At 62.6% G+C, this 21,235-nt stretch carries 17 protein-coding genes; 8 read left to right on the top strand and 9 right to left on the bottom strand.

From position 1 onward, the window contains the following. The first annotated feature begins 2 nt into the window (after positions 1-2). Genes glgX through treY form a run of 3 tightly spaced genes read left to right on the top strand, consistent with a single transcriptional unit; the run spans position 3 to position 6,635 of the window. Complete coding sequence (gene glgX / locus P6U23_RS06365) at positions 3-2,078, top strand: glycogen debranching protein GlgX (RefSeq protein WP_407178718.1); 2,076 nt, start codon at positions 3-5, stop codon at positions 2,076-2,078. Further along, a complete protein-coding gene (gene treZ, locus P6U23_RS06360; protein WP_407178717.1) occupies positions 2,075-3,841 on the top strand; it encodes a malto-oligosyltrehalose trehalohydrolase in 1,767 nt (588 codons plus the stop codon). The genes glgX and treZ overlap by 4 nt, the downstream gene beginning before the upstream one ends. A 1-nt stretch (position 3,842) precedes the next feature. Then, positions 3,843-6,635, top strand: coding sequence for a malto-oligosyltrehalose synthase (treY, locus tag P6U23_RS06355; protein WP_407178716.1), 2,793 nt, complete (start codon positions 3,843-3,845; stop codon positions 6,633-6,635). 218 nt (positions 6,636-6,853) lie between these two features. Here treY and P6U23_RS06350 read toward each other — a convergent pair whose 3' ends face one another. Then, complete coding sequence (locus P6U23_RS06350; RefSeq protein WP_407178715.1) at positions 6,854-7,165, bottom strand: polyhydroxyalkanoic acid system family protein; 312 nt, start codon at positions 7,163-7,165, stop codon at positions 6,854-6,856. A gap of 156 nt (positions 7,166-7,321) precedes the next feature. Here P6U23_RS06350 and P6U23_RS06345 point away from each other — a divergent pair, with 156 nt between their 5' ends. Then, entirely contained in the window at positions 7,322-7,486 is a 165-nt protein-coding gene (locus P6U23_RS06345; protein ID WP_407178714.1) for a DUF3309 family protein, read from the top strand. A 116-nt stretch (positions 7,487-7,602) separates the two neighbouring features. Here P6U23_RS06345 and ligD read toward each other — a convergent pair whose 3' ends face one another. Then, positions 7,603-10,227: a DNA ligase D gene (gene ligD, locus P6U23_RS06340; RefSeq protein ID WP_407181350.1), complete on the bottom strand. Its 2,625-nt coding sequence runs from the start codon at positions 10,225-10,227 to the stop codon at positions 7,603-7,605. A 118-nt stretch (positions 10,228-10,345) separates the two neighbouring features. Here ligD and P6U23_RS06335 point away from each other — a divergent pair, with 118 nt between their 5' ends. Then, positions 10,346-11,230, top strand: coding sequence for a Ku protein (locus tag P6U23_RS06335; RefSeq protein ID WP_407178713.1), 885 nt, complete (start codon positions 10,346-10,348; stop codon positions 11,228-11,230). Positions 11,231-11,336: 106 nt separating this feature from the next. Here P6U23_RS06335 and P6U23_RS06330 read toward each other — a convergent pair whose 3' ends face one another. The 7 genes from P6U23_RS06330 to P6U23_RS06300 all read right to left on the bottom strand — a co-directional run bounded on the left by P6U23_RS06330 (position 11,337) and on the right by P6U23_RS06300 (position 19,794). Then, on the bottom strand, positions 11,337-11,531 hold the full coding sequence (locus P6U23_RS06330; RefSeq protein ID WP_407181349.1) for a DUF6496 domain-containing protein: 195 nt from the start codon (positions 11,529-11,531) through the stop codon (positions 11,337-11,339). Positions 11,532-11,652: 121 nt separating this feature from the next. Further along, positions 11,653-12,342, bottom strand: a complete 690-nt coding sequence (locus tag P6U23_RS06325) for a response regulator (protein ID WP_407178712.1) — start codon at positions 12,340-12,342, stop codon at positions 11,653-11,655. Then, positions 12,339-15,062 carry a DUF4118 domain-containing protein gene (locus tag P6U23_RS06320; protein WP_407178711.1) on the bottom strand — a complete coding sequence of 908 codons (2,724 nt, stop codon included), beginning with the start codon at positions 15,060-15,062 and terminating at the stop codon, positions 12,339-12,341. Before P6U23_RS06320 ends, P6U23_RS06325 begins: the two co-directional genes overlap by 4 nt. 47 nt (positions 15,063-15,109) lie before the next feature. Further along, on the bottom strand, positions 15,110-15,712 hold the full coding sequence (locus P6U23_RS06315) for a K(+)-transporting ATPase subunit C (RefSeq protein WP_407178710.1): 603 nt from the start codon (positions 15,710-15,712) through the stop codon (positions 15,110-15,112). 107 nt (positions 15,713-15,819) lie between these two features. Continuing rightward, positions 15,820-17,934, bottom strand: coding sequence for a potassium-transporting ATPase subunit KdpB (gene kdpB / locus P6U23_RS06310; RefSeq protein ID WP_407178709.1), 2,115 nt, complete (start codon positions 17,932-17,934; stop codon positions 15,820-15,822). Positions 17,935-17,958: 24 nt separating this feature from the next. Beyond that, entirely contained in the window at positions 17,959-19,662 is a 1,704-nt protein-coding gene (gene kdpA / locus P6U23_RS06305) for a potassium-transporting ATPase subunit KdpA (protein ID WP_407178708.1), read from the bottom strand. A 42-nt stretch (positions 19,663-19,704) separates the two neighbouring features. Beyond that, positions 19,705-19,794 (bottom strand): K(+)-transporting ATPase subunit F, encoded by a 90-nt coding sequence (locus tag P6U23_RS06300; protein ID WP_407178707.1) that lies wholly within the window; start codon positions 19,792-19,794, stop codon positions 19,705-19,707. Between the two features lie 517 nt (positions 19,795-20,311). On the opposite strand from P6U23_RS06300, the gene P6U23_RS06295 reads away from it, so the two are divergent. From P6U23_RS06295 to P6U23_RS06285, 3 genes are all read left to right on the top strand, one after another. Continuing rightward, positions 20,312-20,590: a hypothetical protein gene (locus tag P6U23_RS06295; RefSeq protein ID WP_407181348.1), complete on the top strand. Its 279-nt coding sequence runs from the start codon at positions 20,312-20,314 to the stop codon at positions 20,588-20,590. A gap of 67 nt (positions 20,591-20,657) precedes the next feature. Then, positions 20,658-20,804 carry a hypothetical protein gene (locus P6U23_RS06290; protein ID WP_407178706.1) on the top strand — a complete coding sequence of 49 codons (147 nt, stop codon included), beginning with the start codon at positions 20,658-20,660 and terminating at the stop codon, positions 20,802-20,804. Positions 20,805-20,954: 150 nt separating this feature from the next. Beyond that, positions 20,955-21,230: a hypothetical protein gene (locus P6U23_RS06285; RefSeq protein ID WP_407178705.1), complete on the top strand. Its 276-nt coding sequence runs from the start codon at positions 20,955-20,957 to the stop codon at positions 21,228-21,230. Positions 21,231-21,235: the final 5 nt, after the last annotated feature.

The following is a 21,235-nucleotide window of genomic DNA, read 5'->3' as shown; positions in this document are numbered from 1 at the left end:
ACATGCGATTGAGCGCCGGAACCCATGCCCGCCTCGGTGCAAGCTGGGACGGCCGGGGCACCAATTTTGCCTTGTTCTCCGCCAACGCCACCAAGGTCGAACTATGCCTGTTCGACAGCCAGGGTCGTCGCGAGCTCGAACGTATCGAATTGCCCGAACGCAGCGAGGACGTCTGGCACTGCTATCTCAACGACGTCTCGCCGGGACAGCTTTACGGCTATCGCGTCCACGGCCCCTATGAGCCGGAGCATGGGCATCGCTTCAATCCCAACAAGCTCCTGCTCGATCCCTACGCCAAGCGCCTCGCGGGCAGGCTGGTGTGGAGTGACGCGCATTTCGGCTACCGCACCGGGAGCCCGCGCGAGGACCTCTCCTTCGATCGTCGTGACAATGCGCGCGGGATGCCGAAGGCCGTCGTGGTGGACGAGACCTTCAACTGGGGCCGCCGCGAAATCCGCCCGAGCATTCCCTTCGACGAGACCATCATCTATGAGGCGCACGTCAAGGGACTGACGCAGAAGCGCGAAGACGTGGCGCCCAATCTGCGCGGCACCTATGGCGGCCTGTCATCGCCAGCCATGATTGCGCATCTGAAGCGGCTCGGCGTCACCACGATCGAGCTGTTGCCGATGCACGGCTTCATCGACGATCGGGCGCTGGTGGAGCGGAAGCTTGCCAATTACTGGGGCTACAACACGCTCGCCTTCTTCGCGCCGGAGCCGCGCTATGCGCAGGACAATGCGCTCGATGCCTTTCGCACCACCGTGGCGCGCCTGCACGATGCCGGCATCGAGGTGATGCTCGACGTCGTCTATAATCACACCGCCGAGGGCAATCATCTCGGCCCCACACTCTGCTTCCGCGGCATCGACAATGCCTCCTATTACTGGCTGATGCCGGACAACCCGCGCTATTATGACGACTTCACCGGCTGCGGCTCGTCGGTCAACCTCAGTCATCCGCGCGTACTGCAAATGGTGATGGATTCGCTGCGATACTGGGTCGAGGTTTGCCATGTCGACGGCTTTCGCTTCGATCTTGCCACCACGCTGTGCCGCGGCCCGAACGGCTTCGATCGCCGCTCTTCCTTTCTGACTGCAGTGCGCCAGGACCCGGTGCTGGCAAGCGTGAAACTCGTTGCCGAGCCGTGGGACCTTGGGCTCGGCGGCTACCAGGTGGGCGCATTTCCCTCGCAATGGTCGGAGTGGAACGACCGCTATCGCAGCGCGATGCGGCGTTACTGGAGCGGCGAAGGCAGCCTGATCGGGGAGATCTCGGGACGAATGACCGGCTCCTCCGACCTGTTCAACCACGATGGCCGCGTGCCGCGCGCAAGCATCAATCACATCACCGTCCACGACGGTTTCACCTTGGCCGATTTGTTCAGCTACAACCAGAAGCACAATGAGGCCAATGGCGAGGACAATCGCGACGGCTCCAACGACAACCTCAGCAACAATTGCGGCGTCGAAGGGCCGACCGACGATCCCGACATCCTCGCGCTGCGGCGTCAGCTTCGGAAGAACCAGCTAGCCTGCCTTTTTATGGCGCAAGGTGTGCCTCTCATCCTGGCAGGCGACGAGGTCGGCAACACTCAATTCGGCAACAACAATGCTTATTGCCAGGACAATGAGGTTGGCTGGGTATTGTGGGATGGGCTCGGCCGCGAAGGTGACGATCTCATAGATTTTATCGGCCACATGACCGAGTTGCGCCGCCGCTTTCCGCAGTTGCGCAACCGGCGCTGGCTCGACGGGCGGCGCTCCGATGGCTCGTTCGGCGTGTTGTGGCTGCGGCCGGACGCCGAAGAAATGAAGGAGGAAGACTGGAAATTTCCCGAAGGGCGTTTTCTCGCCTATGTGCTCGCTCCTTTGGAACAAGGACGGCCGCCGATCTTTATCGTCCTAAATGCCGCCCTCGAAGAGATCGCCTTCAAGCTGCCGACGATGACCGAATACAAGAGCTGGCGACAGGTCCTCAACACGACCGAGGCCAAACAAGCCCCGGCCGACTTTACCGCGGGCGCCGATCACAAGGCGCCACCCCGCTCGGTGCTGGCCTTTGCGGGTTCGGCATGAGAACGCGGCAATTCGGCGCCAGCCTGACCGACGCTGGGGCCATGTTTCGCCTCTGGGCGCCGGCCGCAAGCCGCGTGGACCTGATCCTGGACCAACCGCAGCTAATGCAGCGCGGCGGGGACGGCTGGTTTTCCGCCGACGTTGCCGGACTCAAGGCCGGCACGCGTTATAAATTTCGCATCGATGACGAGATCGATGTGCCCGATCCGGCCTCCGACTTCCAGCCGGAAGACGTCAACGGGCCGAGCGAAGTGATCGACCACAACCGCTTCCAATGGCACGCAAGCGACTGGCGCGGACGTCCCTGGCACGAGGTTGTGCTACTGGAAAGCCATGTCGGCACCTTCACACGCGAAGGCGGCTACCGCGCCATGATCGGCAAGCTCGACCATCTCGTCGAGACCGGCATCACCGCGCTCGAGCTGATGCCGCTCGCCGATTTCGCGGGGCAGCGCAACTGGGGCTATGACGGCGTGCTGTGGTACGCCCCCGACAGCGCCTATGGCCATCCCGACGATCTCAAGGCGCTGATCGATGCCGCACATCAGCGCGGACTGATGATGTTTCTTGACGTGGTCTATAACCATTTCGGACCCGAGGGAAATTATCTCGGGCGTTACGCGCCCGGCTTCTTCACCGACGCGCATACGCCTTGGGGCAGCGCGATCGACTATCGCGTGCCGGAGGTGCGCGCCTTTGCCATCGAGAACGCGCTGCATTGGCTGCGCGACTATCGCTTCGACGGCTTGCGGCTGGATGCGATCAACCAGATCCTCACCGAGCCGGGCGAGGTCCCGATGCTGCATGACTTGAGCCGGGCGGCCGGCGAACTCGCCGCCGAAACCGGCCGGCACATCCATCTTGTGCTGGAGAATGGCGACAATATCGCAAGCCTGCTCGACACCGCCGAGGAGCCGCCGCGCGGCAAGTACCGCGCTCAATGGAACGACGACTACCACCATGTCTGGCACGTGCTCTTGACCGGCGAATCCCACGGCTATTACGGCGACTATCAGCGTTCGCCGCTCACCGACATGGCGCGCTCGCTTGCTTCCGGCTTTGTCTATCAGGGTGAAGTCTCGGAGTTTTGGGGTGGCAGGCCACGCGGCGAGCCGAGCGGCCATCTCGCGCCCACGGCCTTCGTGAATTTCCTGCAGAATCATGATCAGATCGGTAACCGGCCGCTGGGCGATCGGCTCGAGTCACTGGCTGGCGCAAAGGGCATCGAGGCGGCGCTGACGGTAACCCTGCTCGCGCCGATGACGCCGATGCTGTTCATGGGCGAGGAATGGGGCTCGAAGGCGCCATTTCCCTTTTTCTGCGACTTTCACGGCGAACTCGCCGAGGCGGTCCGCAAGGGACGTCGCCGCGAATATGCCTGGGCCTATGCGCGCTATGGCGAAGAGGTCCCCGATCCGCTCGACATCACCACCTTCCAATCCGCCGTGCTCGACTGGCAATCGCGCCACACGCCGGCAGGACAGACGCGGCTGGCGCTGGTGCAGCGGCTGCTCAAGGTGCGCCAACGCGAGATCGCACCGCGGCTGTCGGGCGCGACCCTTGGCGAGGCTCAGGCGCGCGAGGACGGCCTGTTGACGGCGAGCTGGCGCATGGGCGATGGTGCGCGCCTGCATCTTCTGGCCAACCTGTCCTCCGCCGAGATCACCCACCACGCAACACAAAGCCAGGGCTCGCCGATCTGGGGCGGCGAACCCGGCGACCGTCTGCCGCCCTGGTCGGTGTTCTGGCGTCTCGGAGGGTGACATGCCTCCCGCTATCCCGCGGGCGACCTACCGCTTGCAGCTCTCCGCCGATTTCGATTTCGCCAAAGCGGCCGACATCATCCCCTATCTGCAAGCGCTCGGCATCACGCATCTCTATGCCTCGCCCTTCATGAAGGCGCGCCACGGTTCGACACACGGCTATGACATTGTCGATCACACCAGGCTCAATCCGGAGCTTGGCGGCGAGAAAGGCTTTGAACGGCTGAGCCGGGCGCTAAGAGCGCACGATCTCGGCCTGATTCTGGATTTCGTGCCCAATCATGTCGGGGTGCATTTTGCCGACAATCCCCGGTGGCTTGATGTGTTGGAATGGGGCGAGACCTCGCCCTATGCGGTCTCGTTCGATATCGATTGGGAGCAACTGCCCTATCGCGCACGCGGCGGCGTCCTCATTCCGATCCTCGGCTCCGCTTATGGGGAGGCGCTGGAAGCCGGCGAGATCGAGCTGCGCTATGATCCCGATGAAGGCAGCTTTTCCTGCTGGTATTTCGAACACCGCCTGCCGATTGCGCCGGAACGCTATGGCGAAATCTTGCGCGTGATCGTCAAGCACGCGGAGGCAGAGAACAGCGAAACGGGCAGGCGCATGCTCGAGCTTGGCTCGCGTTACCGAGGCCTCCGTCATCCCAACCGCAAGGAAGCGCCCGCCTTCAAGGCGGAGCTGAGAGAGATCGAAGGCTCCGCCGAGATCATCGCCCGCGGCCTTTCCGCCTATGGTGCAGGTCCCGGCCGCACAGCACAAACGCTCGCGCTGCATCATCTGCTCGAACGCCAGCATTACAAGCTCGGCCATTGGCGGCTCGCTTCGAGCGACATCAACTACCGACGGTTCTTCGATATCAACACGCTCGCCGGCCTGCGTGTCGAAGATGCCGGCACGTTTGAGGCCATCCACCGTCTGGTCAAGCGCCTGATCGCCGAGGGCAAGCTGCAGGGCATTCGGCTCGACCATATCGACGGCCTGCGCGATCCCGCACAATATTGCCAGAGGCTGCGTCGCCTGATCCGCGAGGCGCAGGGACAGCACACTGCCCCCTTCTATGTCGTGATCGAAAAGATCCTTGGCGGGGGTGAGCAGTTGCCCGCCTTCTCCGGCGTGCATGGCACGACCGGCTATGAGTGGATGAACGCCATCACGCAGGTGCTGATCGAGGTCAAGGGATTGCGATCGCTCGACGAGATCTGGCGCCAGATCAGCAACACGCCGCCGAGGCTCGATCCGGTGTTGAAGCAAGCCAAGCGGCGCGTGCTCGAAACCTTGTTGACCAGCGAATTTATCGTGCTGTCGCGCCTGCTTGCCAGGATTGCCAACGGTCATTATTCGACCCGCGACTATTCTGCGGACAGCCTGCGGCAGGCGCTGGAGCTCTACATCCTGCATTTCCCGGTCTACCGCACCTACATCACGGTGCCGGGCCCGACCGCACATGACCGAGCGCTGATCGAGCAGACGATCGAGCTGGCGCGCGCGGACTGGTTCGCCGCCGATGACGGCATCTTCGATTTTCTGCGCGATACCATCACCATGGACCTGCTCAAGCCCGGGCGGCCGGCGCACAGCGCGCTGCGCGTGCGCCGCTTTGCCTTGAAGCTGCAACAGTTCACCGGTCCGGTGATGGCGAAGTCGCTCGAAGACACGGGCTTTTATCGCTACCATCGCCTGCTGGCACTCAATGAGGTCGGGGGCAATCCTGCCTCAAACGGACTCTCGATCCCGGCATTTCACGCGATGATGTCGGCGCGCAACGACCAATGGCCGCATGGCATGACGGCCACGGCCACGCACGACACCAAGCGCGGCGAGGATGCGCGAGCGCGATTGGTCGCACTCACCGAAATCGCCGATGAATGGGCGGCGATCGTGGCCCGATGGAAGGTTTTGAACGCGCCGCACCTCGTCATCACGGGGGAGATGCGCGCGCCTTCGGTCACCGCGGAATACATGCTCTACCAGTCCCTTCTCGGCGCCTGGCCGGTGAGTGGCCACGATCCGACCTTCCTGGAGCGCTTCCAGGTCTATGCATTGAAGGCGGCGCGCGAGGGCAAGCAGGAGACGAGCTGGCTTAATCCCAACGCGGCCTACGAGGCGGGATTGCGAGACTTCATCGCCCGCATTCTCGATCTCTCCATCTCAGGCGAATTCTTGAGCGCGCTGGACGCGGTGGCCCAGCGGCTTGCGCTGCTCGGGGCACTCAATTCCTTGAGCCAGCTTTCGCTGAAAGCGACGCTGCCGGGCGTACCCGATTTCTACCAGGGCACCGAGCTCTGGGACTTCTCCCTGGTCGATCCCGACAACCGCAGGCCCGTCGACTTTGCCGCGCGCGAGAAGCTCCTGGCCATCATCGAAAGGCCTGACTGGGAGCGCCTCGCCGAAACGTGGCGAAGCGGCGAGATCAAATTCGCCTGGACGCGGCATCTCTTGAAATTGCGCAACGAGCTCGCCGACGTTTTCACGCAGGGTGACTATCAGCCGCTCGACGTCACAGGCCGTGATCGCGATCACGTCATTGCCTTCGCACGGCGCCGCGGCCGCGATGCGGCAATCGCCGTGGCCGCAAAATCCTTTGCGCCATTCACGCAAGGCGGCCGTACCTGGCCGCGCGCCGAGCAGTTTGAGGGCAGCATCGATCTGCGGGGGTTGACGCTCGAAGGCGCGCACGCGCGCGGCGGCGAGATCAGCCTCTCCTCGCTGTTTGTGCATTTTCCTGCCGCCGTCCTGAGAGCGCGAAGCGAAGCGCCGGCTAAACGAATCCGGCAGCGCGCGAGTGCCTGAAAAGCGAAAGGCCGTCCGGGATCGAATGGCCGGACGGCCCGGCGGATCTCGTGCCGACTCCAGGTCGGTTCCCTCCCTCCGCGCGTACTTCAGTATTTTGAGAGTTGGTTAACGACAAGTTAATGCCGGCGAGGAGCGACGATTTGCACAGACTTCATTGCTGCAACGCGGCGAGATGAAGGCGTGTTTCGAAGCGAAGCGCTCGCGCGCAAACAATCTCAGCTCTTCTTGCCGAGAAGCAATTGTCCGCGATTGCGAATCGCAGTCTGCGCGACCTCGGCAAATCGCTGCAGCAGCCAGGGCAACGTCACTTCCAGCCGAACTTGATCGTCGGTGACATCGATCTGGCCTGAAGCGGCTTGCCCGAGCGCGCGAACGCGGAAGAACATCCGGTTCTCCTCCCAGCGTTCTTCATCGACCTTCAGAACAGGCACGCTCGCGGCCGCACGCGTCAGTCCGCCTTTGAGACGGCGCGTTGCCTCCTCGCGGCCGAGCTGATGCGGAATCGAGACGACGAGCGGTGCGGACATCTCGGTGAAGTCCTTACAATGCCGATCGATGTAGTTGCCCACGGCTGGAAATAAAGATCACGGCGCGAATTATCGCATCGCAACACCGGAACCTTCAACTTTGGAATCGGTTTTCCGCCCGAGGCGCTCGCTCAATGGCGGCTGGAGGAGATGTTTATGTCGATTGCAACGATTGTCCTGATTATTCTCATCATCGCCCTGCTCGGCGGATTTTCCGGCCTCGGCGGCGGGCCGTTCTATGGCACCGGCTATTACGGCGGCGGCGGGCTCGGGCTCGTCATTATCATCCTGCTGATCCTGATTTTGTTGGGCAGGATTTAGAGCGCACTCCTCTTTCCCTTTGATAAGGCTGTCATCACCCGCGAAAGCGGGCGGTCCAGTATTCCAGAGGCGGAGCCGCGGCGTCCTGTGGAGGATGATGGGCGAGTGCGCCGCAATCAGCCAGCCTTCTTTTTTGCAAGCTTCGCGATCGCCGCCTTGATCGCGTACGCTGCATCATCGTAGCCCTGCCACGCTTTGCTTTTCGCAAGCAGCGTCGGCACAGTGCGCATGGTGAAGCGCTTCGGATCGAGGTCGGCCTTCACCTGCGTCCACGTGAGCGGCATCGAGACGGTGGCGCCCACACGCGCCCGCGGCGATAGCGGCGCAACCGCGGTCGACATGCGGTCGTTGCGCAGGTAATCCAAGAAAATCTTTCCCTTGCGCAGCCGCTTCGACATGTTGAGCAGGTAGCGCTCCGGCGCGTCGCCCGCCATCCACTGGCAGATGCCTTGTGCGAAGGACTTTGCTTCTTTCCAGCTCACCTTGTCCTTGGCGCCGTGGAGCAGCGGCACCACGACGTGCAGGCCCTTGCCGCCGGTTGTTTTACAGAAGCTCTCCATGCCGACATCGGCCAGGCGCTGCCGCATCTCCCTGGCGGCCGCAACCACCTCAGTGAAGTCAACGTCAGGTGCCGGATCCAAATCGAATACCAGGCGCCCGGGCGTATCGTAGGCATAAGGCGCGCAATTCCAGGGATGCAGTTCGAGACCGCCAATCTGCGCCACAGCGGCAAGTCCTTCGATCCGGTCGATCTGCAAATATGGCTTGCGGTCCCCCGAGACTTTGGCGAGCTCCAGATATTTCGGCGTCCCCTGCATGGCGTGCCGCTGGAAGAAGCATTCGCCGGTGATGCCGTCGGGACCGCGGATGATCGAGCAGGGCCGGCCCTTGATGTGAGGCATCAGCCAGTCGCCCACCGCTTCGAAATAGCGGGCCAGATCAAGCTTGGTGATGGGCTCGCCGTCGCCGCCATCGGGCCAGAACTCCTTGTCGGGCTTCGAGATCACAACGCCCATCACTTCGGAGCCGTTGCGCTCCGGCCTCGCGGAGCGCTGCAGCGCAGTCCTTGCGCGCGCGACCGGCCTGGCCACCTTGGTCATCACCGGCTCTTCCGCCTTGACCTCGCTCGCCGGCTTGTCCTGCCGCAAGCCCTTGAACGACGCCTGCCGGATATTGCCGTCGCCGGTCCAGCCGGCGAATTCGATTTCGGCAACGAGTTCGGGCGCCAGCCAATGCACCTCGCGCGTTTTACGCGGCGCGTTCTTGCCGCCGAACGGATTCTCGTCCGACTGCGCCTTCTTGAGTGCCGGCATGATCCGCCGCACCGTGTCCTGTCCAAAGCCGGTGCCGACCGTTCCGACATAGGCAAGATGGCCGTCGCGATAGACGCCGGCGAGCAGCGAGCGGAATTTGCCGTTGGTTGTCTTGTAGCCGCCGAGGACGACCTCATGCCCCGGCCGCGTCTTCGTCTTGGTCCAGCTTTCCGAGCGGCCGGAACGATAGGGCGCGCTGAGCTTCTTGGAGATGATCCCCTCCATCGAAAGCTTTCGCGCCGACTCCATCACCGCCTCGCCGTCGGCCTCGAAATGCTCGACATAGTGGATGCATTTCGCCTTGCCCCGCTGCGCATCGAGGATCCGCTTGAGCTGCGCCTTGCGCTCGGAGAGCGGCAGGCGCCGCAAGTCCATGCCTTCCGCGAACAGCAGATCGAAGGCAAAGAAGATCAGCTTGTCGGTCTTGCCGTCCGCGATCGCGGCTTGCAACGCGGAGAAATTCGGCACGCCCTTGGCATCGAGGGCGACGATCTCGCCGTCGATCATCACGTCGGGCAGCGCGCTCGCCTCGTCGGCGATCGAGGCAAACTTGTCCGTCCAGTCCAGTCCCTTGCGCGTCTTCAGCGTGGCTTCGCCGTTCTCGACCCGCAACTGCACCCGGTAACCGTCGAACTTGATCTCGTGGCCCCATCCTTCTCCGCTGGGCGGATGCTCCACCGAAGTGCACAGCTCTGGTGCCACGAAGTCTGCCATTAACGAGACCTTCCTGGCCTTCGCGGACGCCTTGGTTGCGGGACGCGCAGCGGCACCATCGCCGCGATTGGAATGCCAGACGGCATCGGGCTTGCCGCGGCCGTTCTTTGCCGTCATGAACGGTTTGGGCGACCTGCCCCTTCCTTCCGCGATCTCTTCCATGGTCCGGCCTGAGGCGACGGAGCGATCTTCCTCAAGGATATCGTTGGCTTCACCTTCGCGGACAAACTCGTCCAGATGCTTGATGAGGAGCCAGTTGGTGCGCTTGCCGCCGGTGCGGTCATGGCGCATGCGCACGAGCACCCAGCTCCCATGCAGCTTACCGCCATCGAGCGTGAACTTGAGGTCGCCTTTCTTGAAGCCGCGTGCGGGATCCTCGCCCTCCCAATAGCCGCGGTCCCAGATCATCACGGTGCCGCCGCCATATTCGCCTTTTGGGATAGTGCCTTCGAAATCGCCATAGTCGAGCGGATGATCCTCCACCTCGACCGCCAGCCGCTTGTCATGCGGATCGAGCGAGGGGCCGCGGGTCACCGCCCAGGATTTGAAGACGCCATCGAGCTCGAGCCGCAGATCATAATGCAGCCGCGTCGCGGCATGCTTCTGGATCACGAAACGCAACCGCTTGGACGGCGAGACTGGCGTCTCGCCCGACGGCTCCGAGGTCTTCCCGAAATCCCGCTTCTTCCGATAGGTAGAGAGCTCTCTCAGCAGCACGATCGATCTCGCTGGTTCGGATGGCGCGAAACCCTATCACGCACCTATCCGGAACCAAAACCCGCAACCCCCGTTGGGGTTCCTGTAACGTACTGGAAACGTTCGGAGATCGTGAATGGCCCCCCGCGCCTATTGGAAAGGCTCGCTCAAGCTTTCGCTGGTGACCTGTCCGGTCGTCCTCTATCCGGCAACAACTGCGGTGGCAAAGACCCGCTTTCATCTCATCAACAAAGAGACGGGCAACCGGCTGAAGCAGCAGATGGTGGATTCCGAGACCGGCGACGTCGTCGAGGGCGAACAGAAGGCGCGCGGCTATGAAATCAGCAAGGGCAACTACGTCGAGATCGACAAGGAGGAGCTGGACGCTATCCAGATCGAAAGTACGCATACGATCGACATCGACAGTTTTGTCCCCAAGGACGAGATCGACGAACGCTACCTCAACCATCCCTACTACATCGCGCCGGACGGAGCGGCCGGCGTCGATGCCTTTGCCGTCATTCGCGACGCCATGAAAGACCAGGACCGGGTGGCGCTTGCCCATATCGTGCTCACCAACCGCGAGCATGTGATCGCGATCGAACCCTGCGGCAAGGGCCTGCTCGGCACGACGCTGCGCTTTCCCTATGAAATGCGCGACGCCGACGACTATTTCGAGGACATCAGGAATCCAAGGATCACGAAGGACATGGTCGAGCTTGCGGGGCATATCCTGCGCAGCAAGGCGGCACATTTCGATCCCTCGCAGTTCAAGGACGAGTATGAAAACGCATTGAAGACGCTGGTGCGGCGCAAGGCCGCCGGCAAACCGATCAAGCTGCCCGAGCCGGAGGAGCGGCCAAGCAATGTCATCAATCTGATGGATGCGTTGAAGCAGAGCCTAAAGGGCAGAGCCGCCGCAAAACGGCCAAGCCATGCGGCAGAACGCCGTCGCACCTCGCATCGCCGCGCGGCCAGAAAGGCACAGCGCTCGCCGGCAAGGCACCGCAAGGCCGGCTAAATCGCGATTGCAAGCCAATGGGTGGGCGCAAAGCTTCGCCTCCGCGAAGCATCCAGAGCCGCGATTTTGGATTGCTTCGTCGCTTCGCTCCTGCCAATAACGGAGCCTACCTCTTCGACTTCCGCTTCTTCGACGTCTTCCGCTTCTTTGAGCTCTTTCGCTTTTTTGAAGACTTCTTGGGCGGCACTTTCTTGCCTTCCCGGCGTGCTTCCGACAGCCCGATCGCAATCGCCTGTTTGCGGCTCTTGACCTTGCGGCCCGAACGTCCGCTTCTCAATGTGCCGGTTTTGCGTTTCTTCATCGCGCGACCGACCTTCGCCGATGCTTTTCTGGAGTATTTCCGTGCCATGGTGATCCTCCCGGTGGCGATGGTGTAAATCATTGCCGCAGGCGTTGGTTCCACATTTGCAACAAGGACGGCGCTAGTCGGGCGCGCGCAGGCGATAGCCGATGCCGGTCTCGGTCAGCACGAATTGCGGACGTTCGGGGTCGGCTTCGATCTTCTGCCGGAGCTGACGCACATAGACGCGAAGATATTGCGCGTCGGTCAGTTCGTCCCAAAGCTCCTTCAAGAGAAAGCGGTGAGTTAGGACCTTGCCGGCGTGCTGCACCAGCACGCGCAAGAGCTCGTACTCCTTTGGTGACAGCTTTATATCGCGGTCGCCGACCTTGACGATGCGACGCACCAGATCGACCGAGAGGTCGCCTGTGCGAAACACCGGCCGCTCGCCTTGGGCTTGCAACTGATGCCGCAGCGCCGCGCGCAGGCGCGCCAGCAGCTCGTCCATACCGAAAGGCTTCGTCAGGTAGTCATCGGCGCCGAGATCGAGCGCCTGCACCTTGCCGGCCTCATCGCCGCGGCTCGACAATACCACGATCGGCACGCTGTCGTCGCGTGCCCGGATCACCCGCAACAGTTCATGACCCTGGATATCCGGCAGACCCAGGTCCAGAATGACCAGCGCGGGGCGCTGCGCGAGCAATTCGAGCGCCGCCTTGCCGTTCGGCGCTTCGAGAATCTCATAGCCCTGAGTGGTCAGGCCCATCCGCAGCAATTTGCGGATCGGCGGCTCGTCGTCAATGACAAGCACCTTGATCGGGCGCGCACTCATGCAGCGGTGTCCAGAGTCTTGACTTGCGCCGGAATCGGCAAGCGGATGGTCAGCACGGCGCCGCGGCGGTCGCTGCGGTTAGCGGCAAAGATCTTGCCGTGCATCGCCTCGATGAAGCCGCGCGAGATGGCAAGGCCCAGACCGGTGCCGGGACGCACATGGTCGGTCTTCTGTACCCGATAAAACTTGTCGAACACGCTCTCCAGCTCTCCCGGCGGAATGCCCTCGCCTTCATCGGCGACCTGCAGCGACACCGAATCCTTGTCGCGCAAGCTCCGGATCGAGATCGTGGTCTCCGGCGGCGAATATTTGGCGGCATTGTCCAAGAGATTGAACAGCACCTGCTCGAACAACACGGCGTCAAGCTCCAGCATCGGCAGATTCGCGTCCAACTCCAGCGAGATCTTGTGCCGCGCCAGGATCTTGCCGGCGCGCCGAAGCGCGCTGCCCACGATCTCGCCGACATCGTGAAGCGCGGTGTTCGGGACGATGGCACCGGATTCCAGCTTGGTCATGTCGAGGAGATTGGCGATGAAACGGTTGAGCCGTTCGGATTCGTCGATCACCGTGGCCAGCAGGTCGCGCTTCTGCTGGTCGGAAAGACCGCTCTCGAGATCGCGCATCGTGGACGCGGCGCCGAGCACGGAGGCGAGCGGCGTCTTCAGATCATGGGAGATCGAGGTCAACAGCGCCGAGCGCAGTCGCTCCGATTCAATCGTGCGCTTGACCTGATCCATGTCCTCCACCAGCAAGACCCGTTCGATCGCAAGCGCCCCCTGGTCGACCAGCGCGTCGAGCAGCCGGCGCTGGTCCGGCGTCAGCAACGGTCCGGTTCGGTCGTTATCGATGCCGATCACGCCGATCGAGCCGCGGCCGGTGCGCATCGGCAGGAACAAGCGCTTGGCGCCGGGCAGCGTGTCCGAACCGCGACCCGCGGGCCGGTCGTTGCTCCAGGCCCAGTTCGCGGCGGCAAGATCGGCCTGGTCGAGCTGATCCTCGGGCGGATAGCCGGCCTTCACCGTCAGCACGCCCTGTTCGGGCAACAACAGCACGACCCGGACCTTCAGCATCAGCGCGGTCTGATACGCCGTCGCCCACAACACGTCATCCAACGTCGCCGTACCCGCAAGCTTGCGGCTGAATGCATAAAGCTGTTCGGTCATCCTGACGCGGCCGATCGCCGTGTCGGCTTGGGTGCGCACGCGGCCTGCGACATTCGACACCAGGATCGCGATCAGCATGAAAAAGAAGAAGGCCGCGATGTTGGTCGGATCTGTGATCGTGAAGGTATAGACCGGCGGCAGGAAAAAGAAATTGTAACACAACGAGGCCGCGACGCTCGCCAAGAGCGATGGCCACAAGCCATAGCGCACGGCGACCACCACGACGGCGGTCAGGAATACCAAATCGACGTTCTCGACCCCGAACCATGGCTGGATCAATTCAGCGACGGCAAGACCAACTGCCGAGATCGCAAGCGCCATCAGATAGGGCCGCGCATTAAAGGGTTCACTGCGCGCGGCCGTCTGTACCGCATTCTTCAGAACCGGCGCCGCCGGCAATTCCTCGCCGGCAATCACGTTGATGGTGATATTGCCGGCGCGGCGCACCAGGTCATGCACCACCGAGCCGCGCATGATCTCGAACAGTCGCGAACGCGTGGATTTGCCGATGATGATCTGCGTGACGTTATTGGCCTGCGCGAACTTGATGATGTCGTCGGCAATGCGCCGCTCCACACCGGGAATGGTGAGGGCCTCGCCGCCCAGCGCCTCGGCCAGCCGCAGGGTATCCGCCAGCCGATCACGCTCCTCATCGGTCAGTTGCAGGCTGCGCCGGGTCTCGATGCTGATCGCGGTCCAGGGCGCGTGCACCCGATCGGCCAGCCGCTTGGTGTAGCGCACGAGCCCCGCCGCGCGCGAATCCTCACTGACGCACACCAGGATGCGCTCGCCGGCGGCCCAGGGCCCGGCGATCGCATTGGCCTGCATATGGGTGAGTAGCTGCTCGTCGACCCGCTCGGCAGTGCGGCGGAGCGCCAGCTCGCGCAGGGCAGTCAGGTTTCCCGGCGAGAAATAATGCTCCAGCGCGCGCTCGGCCTGTTTGGGGACATAGACCTTGCCCTCCTTCAGCCGCTGGATCAGATCGTCCGGCGTGAGATCGATCAGCTCGATCTCATCCGCGCGGTCGAACACCGAATCCGGCACGGTCTCGCGCACCCGCACATGCGTGATCTGGGCGACCACATCGTTGAGACTTTCAATGTGCTGGATGTTGACTGCCGTATAGACGTCGATGCCGCGCGACAGCAACTCCTCGACGTCCAGGTAGCGCTTGGGATGGCGGCTGCCCGGCGCGTTGGTGTGGGCAAGCTCGTCGACGACCGCGATCCGCGGGTGGCGTGCGATCACCGCATCAAGGTCCATCTCCTCGATGATTTGGCCTTTATATTCGAGCCGCTTGCGCGGAGTGATTTCGAGCCCACGCAGCAACGCCTCTGTCTCCGCGCGGCCGTGGGTCTCGACGAAGCCGATCACGATATCGGCTCCGCCCTTTAACCGGGCATGCGCACTCTGCAGCATCTCGTAGGTCTTACCGACCCCGGGCGCAGCGCCGACGAAAATCTTCAGCCGTCCGACGCCGCCATGCTCGCGCTTTGCTGCCTCCAGCAGGGCTTCCGGCAGGGGCCGTTGTTCGGGATCGCGACGCTGATTTGCCATGGACCATTATAGACACAGGCAAGGTGGCTGCGCGAGCCTCGCATGCCTCATTTGGCCGCCGCATCGAGCGCGAGGTTCAGCGCCAGCACGTTAACCCGTGGCTCGCCAAGCAGCCCGAGCAGGCGGCCCTGCGTGTTCTGGCTGACCAGGTCGCGGACGCGCTCCTCTGGCATCCTGCGCGCCTTGGCGACGCGAGGCACCTGGAATAGCGCAGCCTCAGGCGAAATGTCAGGGTCGAGACCGCTGGCGGACGTTGTGACGAGATCGACCGGGATCGAGCTCGCAGGATTTTCGGCCTTCAGCTTCTCGACGTCGTCCTTGATGCGGTCGTTCAGCGCCTTGCTGGTCGGACCGAGATTGGAGCCACCCGAATTGGCCGCATTATAGGGTGCCGCAACGGTCTTGGTCGAATCGTTCGGGTCCGGCGCGGTGGTCGCCGACGGCCGGCCATGGAAATATCTGTCGCTCTTGAACTCCTGGCCGATCAGCACGGAACCGACGACCTTGCCGTCTCTTTCGATCAGGCTGCCTTGTGCCTGCCTCGGGAAGATCGCGCCGGCGACGCCGGTCATGACGAGGGGATAGGCCACGCCCGTGATTAGCGTGAGTGCCAGAAGCACAAATATCGCAGGACGAATTTCTCTGAGCATGTTTGTCTCCTAATTTCCTTCGTCATTCCGGGGCGCCTCGAAGCATCGCCCCGGAATGACGTCCGCAAGATTCCAAATCTGCCTCATCGCTGCGCTCGCAACGACAGCTAAGCCAGATGCAGGGCCGCGATCGCGAGGTCGATGGCCTTGATGCCGATGAAGGGAATGATGATGCCACCTAGACCGTAGATCAGCAGGTTGCGCCGCAGGAGCGCGCCGGCGCCGATTGCTCGATAGGCCACACCTTTCAAAGCGAGCGGGATCAGCGCGATGATGATCAACGCGTTGAAGATGATCGCCGAGAGGATCGCGCTCTGCGGGCTCGCCAAATCCATGATGTTGAGCACGTTGAGTTGCGGATAAAAGGCAAGGAACATCGCGGGGATGATGGCGAAATATTTCGCGACGTCATTGGCGATCGAGAACGTCGTCAGCGCACCGCGCGTCATCAAGAGCTGCTTGCCGATCTCGACCACCTCGATCAGCTTGGTTGGGTTGGAGTCGAGATCGACCATGTTTCCCGCCTCGCGGGCGGCTTGCGTGCCCGTGTTCATGGCAACGCCGACATCGGCTTGCGCCAGCGCAGGCGCGTCGTTGGTGCCGTCGCCGCACATCGCCACCAGCTTGCCCTTGGCCTGTTCGTCGCGGATCAGCTTCAGCTTGTCCTCCGGCGTCGCCTGGGCAAGGAAGTCGTCCACTCCGGCTTCGGCGGCGATGGCGGCCGCCGTCATCGGATTATCACCTGTGATCATGATGGTGCGGATGCCCATGCGACGTAGTTCGGCAAAGCGCTCGCGGATGCCTCCCTTGACGATGTCCTTCAGTTGCACGACGCCGAGCAGCCGGCCGTCCTTCGCCACCGCAAGCGGCGTTCCGCCCGACTTGGCGATCTCGTCTGCAATCGACTGGACCTCGCGCCCCACGTCCGATAGCGCCGCCGGCTGCACCATCCGCGCAACGTTGCCGGAAGCCACGAGCTGGGTGCCGCCAGTGACATAATTGAGGATGGCGTCGACCGCGCCCTTGCGCACCGACGAGCCGCCCGCATCGACGCCGCTCATGCGGGTCTGCGCCGTGAACGGAACGAACGTGGCGCCAAGTTCGCCCATATCGCGGCCACGGATGCCGTACTTCTCCTTCGCGAGCACGACAATGGAGCGACCCTCCGGGGTCTCGTCGGCGAGCGACGCAAGCTGCGCCGCATCCGCGAGCTCCTGTTCGGTCACGCCGCGCACGGGGCGGAAGGCGGTGGCCTGACGATTGCCAAGCGTGATGGTGCCGGTCTTGTCGAGCAGTAGGGTATCGACGTCGCCGGCGGCTTCGACCGCGCGGCCGGACATCGCCAGCACGTTGAAGCGCACCAGGCGATCCATGCCCGCGATCCCGATCGCCGACAAGAGAGCGCCGATGGTGGTCGGGATCAGGGTCACGAACAGCGCGACCAGGATCACGACCGAAATCTGTCCGCCGGCATAGGATGCGTAGCTGGGGATGGTGACGGTCGCGAAGACGAAGATGATCGTGAGCCCCGCGAGCAGGATGTTGAGCGCGATCTCGTTCGGCGTCTTCTGCCGCTCCGCACCTTCGACCAGCTTGATCATACGGTCGATGAAGGTCGAGCCCTGCTCGGCCGTGATGCGGACGCGGATCCAGTCCGACAGCACCTGCGTGCCGCCGGTGACGGCCGAACGGTCACCGCCGGATTCGCGGATCACGGGCGCGGATTCCCCGGTGATCGCCGCCTCGTTGACCGACGCAACACCTTCGATGACTTCGCCGTCGGACGGAATGGTGTCGCCGGCCTCGACCAGAACGATGTCGCCCATCTTGAGGCTGGTGCCGGGCACCAGACGATAGGTCCCATCGGAGCCGTTCAGCAGTTTGGCCTGGCTTTCCGTCCGTGTCTTGCGCAGCGATTCGGCCTGCGCCTTGCCGCGACCTTCGGCGACTGCTTCGGCGAAGTTGGCGAACAACACCGTGAACCACAGCCAGAGAATGATCTGGAAGGTGAAGAAGAGGTCGGCCCCGCCGGTGGCGAGATCACGCAGGAAGATGATGCTGGTCAACGCCGCCACGATCTCGACCACGAACATCACTGGATTCTTCATCATCAGCCGTGGATCGAGCTTGCCGAACGAGGCTCTGATCGCGGGCATCACGATCTTTGGATCCAGCATCGTAGCGACCGGCATCCGCTTATTCATCTTAACAACAGGTTCCATGGATGTAGCTCCAAATGCGCTCGCTCAGAACAGCGCGCCCGCGGTCATCGCGAGGTGTTCGACGATTGGCCCGAGCGCGAGCGCCGGGAAGAAGGTGAGGCCGCCCATGATCAGGATCACGCCGACGACGAGACCCACGAACAGGCCGCCAGTGGTTGGGAAGGTCCCCATCGACGGCGGAATCGATTTCTTGCCGGCCAATGAGCCCGCGATCGCCATCGCGGGGATGATCATGAAGAAACGGCCGACGAACATCGCAACAGCGCCGGTGAGGTTGTAGAATGGGGTGTTGCCGCCAAGCCCGGCGAAGGCCGAGCCGTTGTTGCCGGTCTGCGAGGTATAGGCATAGAGCGCTTCGGAGAAGCCGTGTGGGCCCGCATTGGTCATTGCGGCCACCGGTCCCGGCAGCACCACGGCCACAGCGGTCCAGCCCAGGATCATCAAGGGCAGCACCAAAATGGCGAGCATTGCCATCTTGACCTCACGCGCCTCGATCTTCTTGCCGACATATTCAGGCGTGCGGCCGACCATGAGGCCGGCGACGAAGATCGCGAGCACGACGAACAGCAGCATGCCGTACATGCCCGCGCCGACGCCGCCGACGACGATCTCACCAAGCTGAATGTTGATCAGCGGGATCATGCCGCCGAGCGCAGTGAAGCTATCATGCATGGCGTTAACCGCACCGCAGGAGGCAGCGGTGGTGACCACTGCAAACAGCGAAGACGCGACGATGCCGAAGCGGACTTCCTTTCCTTCCATGTTGCCGCCGGTGAGCCCCAGCGACGAAAGCATGGTGGTGCCGTTGGCTTCCGCCCAGTAGGTGACGATCACACCGGCCAGGAACAGCACGCCCATCACGATCAAAATCGCCCAGCCCTGGCGCTGGTTGCCGACCATGCGCCCGAACACGTTCGTCAGCGCGGCGCCGATCGCAAAGATCGAAATCATCTGCACGAAGTTGGAGAGCGCCGTGGGATTTTCGAAAGGATGCGCGGCATTGGCATTGAAGAAGCCGCCACCATTGGTGCCCAGCATCTTGATCGCGACCTGCGAGGCAACCGGGCCGACCGCAATGGTCTGCTTCGCGCCTTCCAATGTGGTGGCTTCGACGTAATCGCCGAGTGTCTGCGGCATGCCCTGCCAGACCAGGAAGAGCGTGTAGACGATGCAGATCGGCAACAGCACATAGAGCGTGCAGCGGGTGACGTCGACCCAGAAATTGCCGACCGTGCGCATCGAGGCACGTGCAAAGCCGCGGATCAACGCGACCGCGAGCACGATGCCGGTAGCCGCGGACAGGAAGTTCTGATGCGTCAGGCCGACCATCTGCGTCAGGTAGGAAAGCGTGCTTTCTCCACCATAGTTCTGCCAGTTGGTGTTGGTGACGAAGCTGATCGCCGTATTGAACGACAGGTCCTCGGCAACAGCGGACTGACCGGCCGGATTGAACGGCAGCAATGCCTGCAGCCGCATCAGCCCATAAATGATGAGGAAGCCGCCGACATGAAAGAGCAGCATGGCGGCCGTATAGTTCAGCCAATGCTGCTCGCGCCTCTCATCGACGCCGCCGATCCAGTAGATACCTGCCTCCACGGGACGCAAGACCGGCGACAGGAGGGTGCGCTCGCCGTTGAAGACCCGCGCCATGTACCAGCCGAGTGGTTTGACGAGCGCGACGACGATGACGCAATAAAGGATAATTTGAAGCCAACCGATGACGGTCATAGGAGTGAGCCTTTGAGGAGACGCGCTTTCAGGACCGGCGGATCAGAACCGCTCGGGCCGCAGTAGGGCGTAGGTCAGGTAGATCAACAGGCCGAGCGAGACGAGGCCGGCGAGCGAATAGTCGAGTATCATGGCTTGCTCCGTTACAGCCGCTCGCAGGCATAGGTGTAGCCAATCGCGGCGGCGAAGAATAACAGCGCCAGCGCCAACATCAGGACATCCATCATGGCTTGCTCCTTGTTGCGCAACTCGGTGCGCAATGATCTGCTCTTCCCCGGGACGCACAGCTTAGATGAATCAGCTCTGGGCTGAGATCTGACAGCGGCCCGTGTCGTGACGACGCGCCTACCGGTGTCGCCGGCCCGTGAGGTGCCATTCCGCGCATATGTTTTCGAGACGGGAGCATCGGCCACGTTATAGGAATCTTATAAAGATTCAGCCTCGGTCCGACGCCGGGCTCTTATGCAACGCTTATGCGATCGGCGTTCCGCCTCTCTCGAATTCATACCTTGCGGGAGAGATATTGGGCATGCGCGAGTCAAGCGTGACTGCGGCCGAGCGCCTTCGAACATCGGGGGAAATTGATGATGTGCCAGGCGGCCGGCTGCAGTGGGGCATGGTCATCATGACATTTGGAAGGACTAACAACGTGAAGCTCTTCGAACCTCCCTCCTGCAGCTCTGCTGCATCTACGCTCGTCCTCATCGGCAGGAATCGCCGCGGCGAATGGGTCGCTTGTGAACAGCACGGCCTCTTCGGCGGCCTGTTCATCAACCGCGCGCAAGCCATCAAATATGCGCTGTTCGAGAACGGCCATCATCCGGAAGCGATCGTGGAGCTGCCGCGCGATGTTGAAATCGACATTCTCTCTCCGGGTCCGCAACACGCCTGCCCGATCGGCCATGCACAAGTGCAGCACGCCGCGTGAACGATCATCCCGGCGAACTCGATTCGAGAATCGCGGCAATCCGTTGGCCACGGATTTGGCCTCGCTGATGCGCATCGCGATCGCGCACCTGCCCATTGTCAAGCGCTTCTGCAGTTGCGTGCCGGCCTTGCTATTTGCGTCAGCGGCGCTTGGCGGAATCATCGCGCTGAAGACGGCGATCTATTTTTCGCGCTTTGGTTTTGGTGCACTTTAGGCGCCGACCACCGCTTGCAAATTCGCGCTGCCGCGCCGCGGTCACGCGCTCCGCGTTTGGGTGGGAGGGGCGACTTATTCCCGAATTATTTAAAAAAATTTTACCGACGTAACGCGAAACCAAATGACCCGAGATGATACTCAATGAGTGATGTTGGAAGTGCTCCTTACAAAGCGCGGGCGGGCGCGATGGGAATGGCGGGTCTGCGACTCGTCCGGCAAGACCATCATGGGCGCCTCGGAGATCAGCCGCCCCGAGGCTAAATATCAGGGCGAACGTGCCCTGTTTCTGCTCCTGTTGACGACCGCCAGGACCCTCGATCCCGGCCAGGTCGCCGAGGGGCCCGCCCCGATCGCGGCGCGCCGGAGCCGTCCAAAGCGGGATCGCGATGTCGGCGACACCGCAAGCCGACCACCCGGTCTGTAACCGGG

Origin of the sequence: Bradyrhizobium sp. STM 3562 (assembly GCF_045571435.1) — a bacterium.
In the GTDB taxonomy this organism is placed as follows: Bacteria; Pseudomonadota; Alphaproteobacteria; order Rhizobiales; family Xanthobacteraceae; genus Bradyrhizobium.
The sequence above is the reverse complement of the archived record's forward strand: the minus strand, read 5'-3'. Positions and strand labels throughout refer to the sequence as shown.

Bases quoted from the DNA above. Each gene is read 5' to 3' on its own strand.
- P6U23_RS06345 (WP_407178714.1), top strand. From the start codon at position 7,322: ATGTCGATTGCAACGATTGTCCTGATTATTCTCATCATCGCCCTGCTC.
- treZ (WP_407178717.1), top strand. From the start codon at position 2,075: ATGAGAACGCGGCAATTCGGCGCCAGCCTGACCGACGCTGGGGCCATG.
- glgX (WP_407178718.1), top strand. From the start codon at position 3: ATGCGATTGAGCGCCGGAACCCATGCCCGCCTCGGTGCAAGCTGGGAC.
- P6U23_RS06330 (WP_407181349.1), bottom strand. From the start codon at position 11,531: ATGAAGAAACGCAAAACCGGCACATTGAGAAGCGGACGTTCGGGCCGC.
- P6U23_RS06350 (WP_407178715.1), bottom strand. From the start codon at position 7,165: ATGTCCGCACCGCTCGTCGTCTCGATTCCGCATCAGCTCGGCCGCGAG.
- kdpB (WP_407178709.1), bottom strand. From the start codon at position 17,934: ATGGAACCTGTTGTTAAGATGAATAAGCGGATGCCGGTCGCTACGATG.
- P6U23_RS06335 (WP_407178713.1), top strand. From the start codon at position 10,346: ATGGCCCCCCGCGCCTATTGGAAAGGCTCGCTCAAGCTTTCGCTGGTG.
- P6U23_RS06325 (WP_407178712.1), bottom strand. From the start codon at position 12,342: ATGAGTGCGCGCCCGATCAAGGTGCTTGTCATTGACGACGAGCCGCCG.
- P6U23_RS06315 (WP_407178710.1), bottom strand. From the start codon at position 15,712: ATGCTCAGAGAAATTCGTCCTGCGATATTTGTGCTTCTGGCACTCACG.
- treY (WP_407178716.1), top strand. From the start codon at position 3,843: ATGCCTCCCGCTATCCCGCGGGCGACCTACCGCTTGCAGCTCTCCGCC.
- P6U23_RS06300 (WP_407178707.1), bottom strand. From the start codon at position 19,794: ATGATACTCGACTATTCGCTCGCCGGCCTCGTCTCGCTCGGCCTGTTG.
- kdpA (WP_407178708.1), bottom strand. From the start codon at position 19,662: ATGACCGTCATCGGTTGGCTTCAAATTATCCTTTATTGCGTCATCGTC.
- P6U23_RS06285 (WP_407178705.1), top strand. From the start codon at position 20,955: ATGTTGGAAGTGCTCCTTACAAAGCGCGGGCGGGCGCGATGGGAATGG.
- P6U23_RS06320 (WP_407178711.1), bottom strand. From the start codon at position 15,062: ATGGCAAATCAGCGTCGCGATCCCGAACAACGGCCCCTGCCGGAAGCC.
- P6U23_RS06290 (WP_407178706.1), top strand. From the start codon at position 20,658: ATGCGCATCGCGATCGCGCACCTGCCCATTGTCAAGCGCTTCTGCAGT.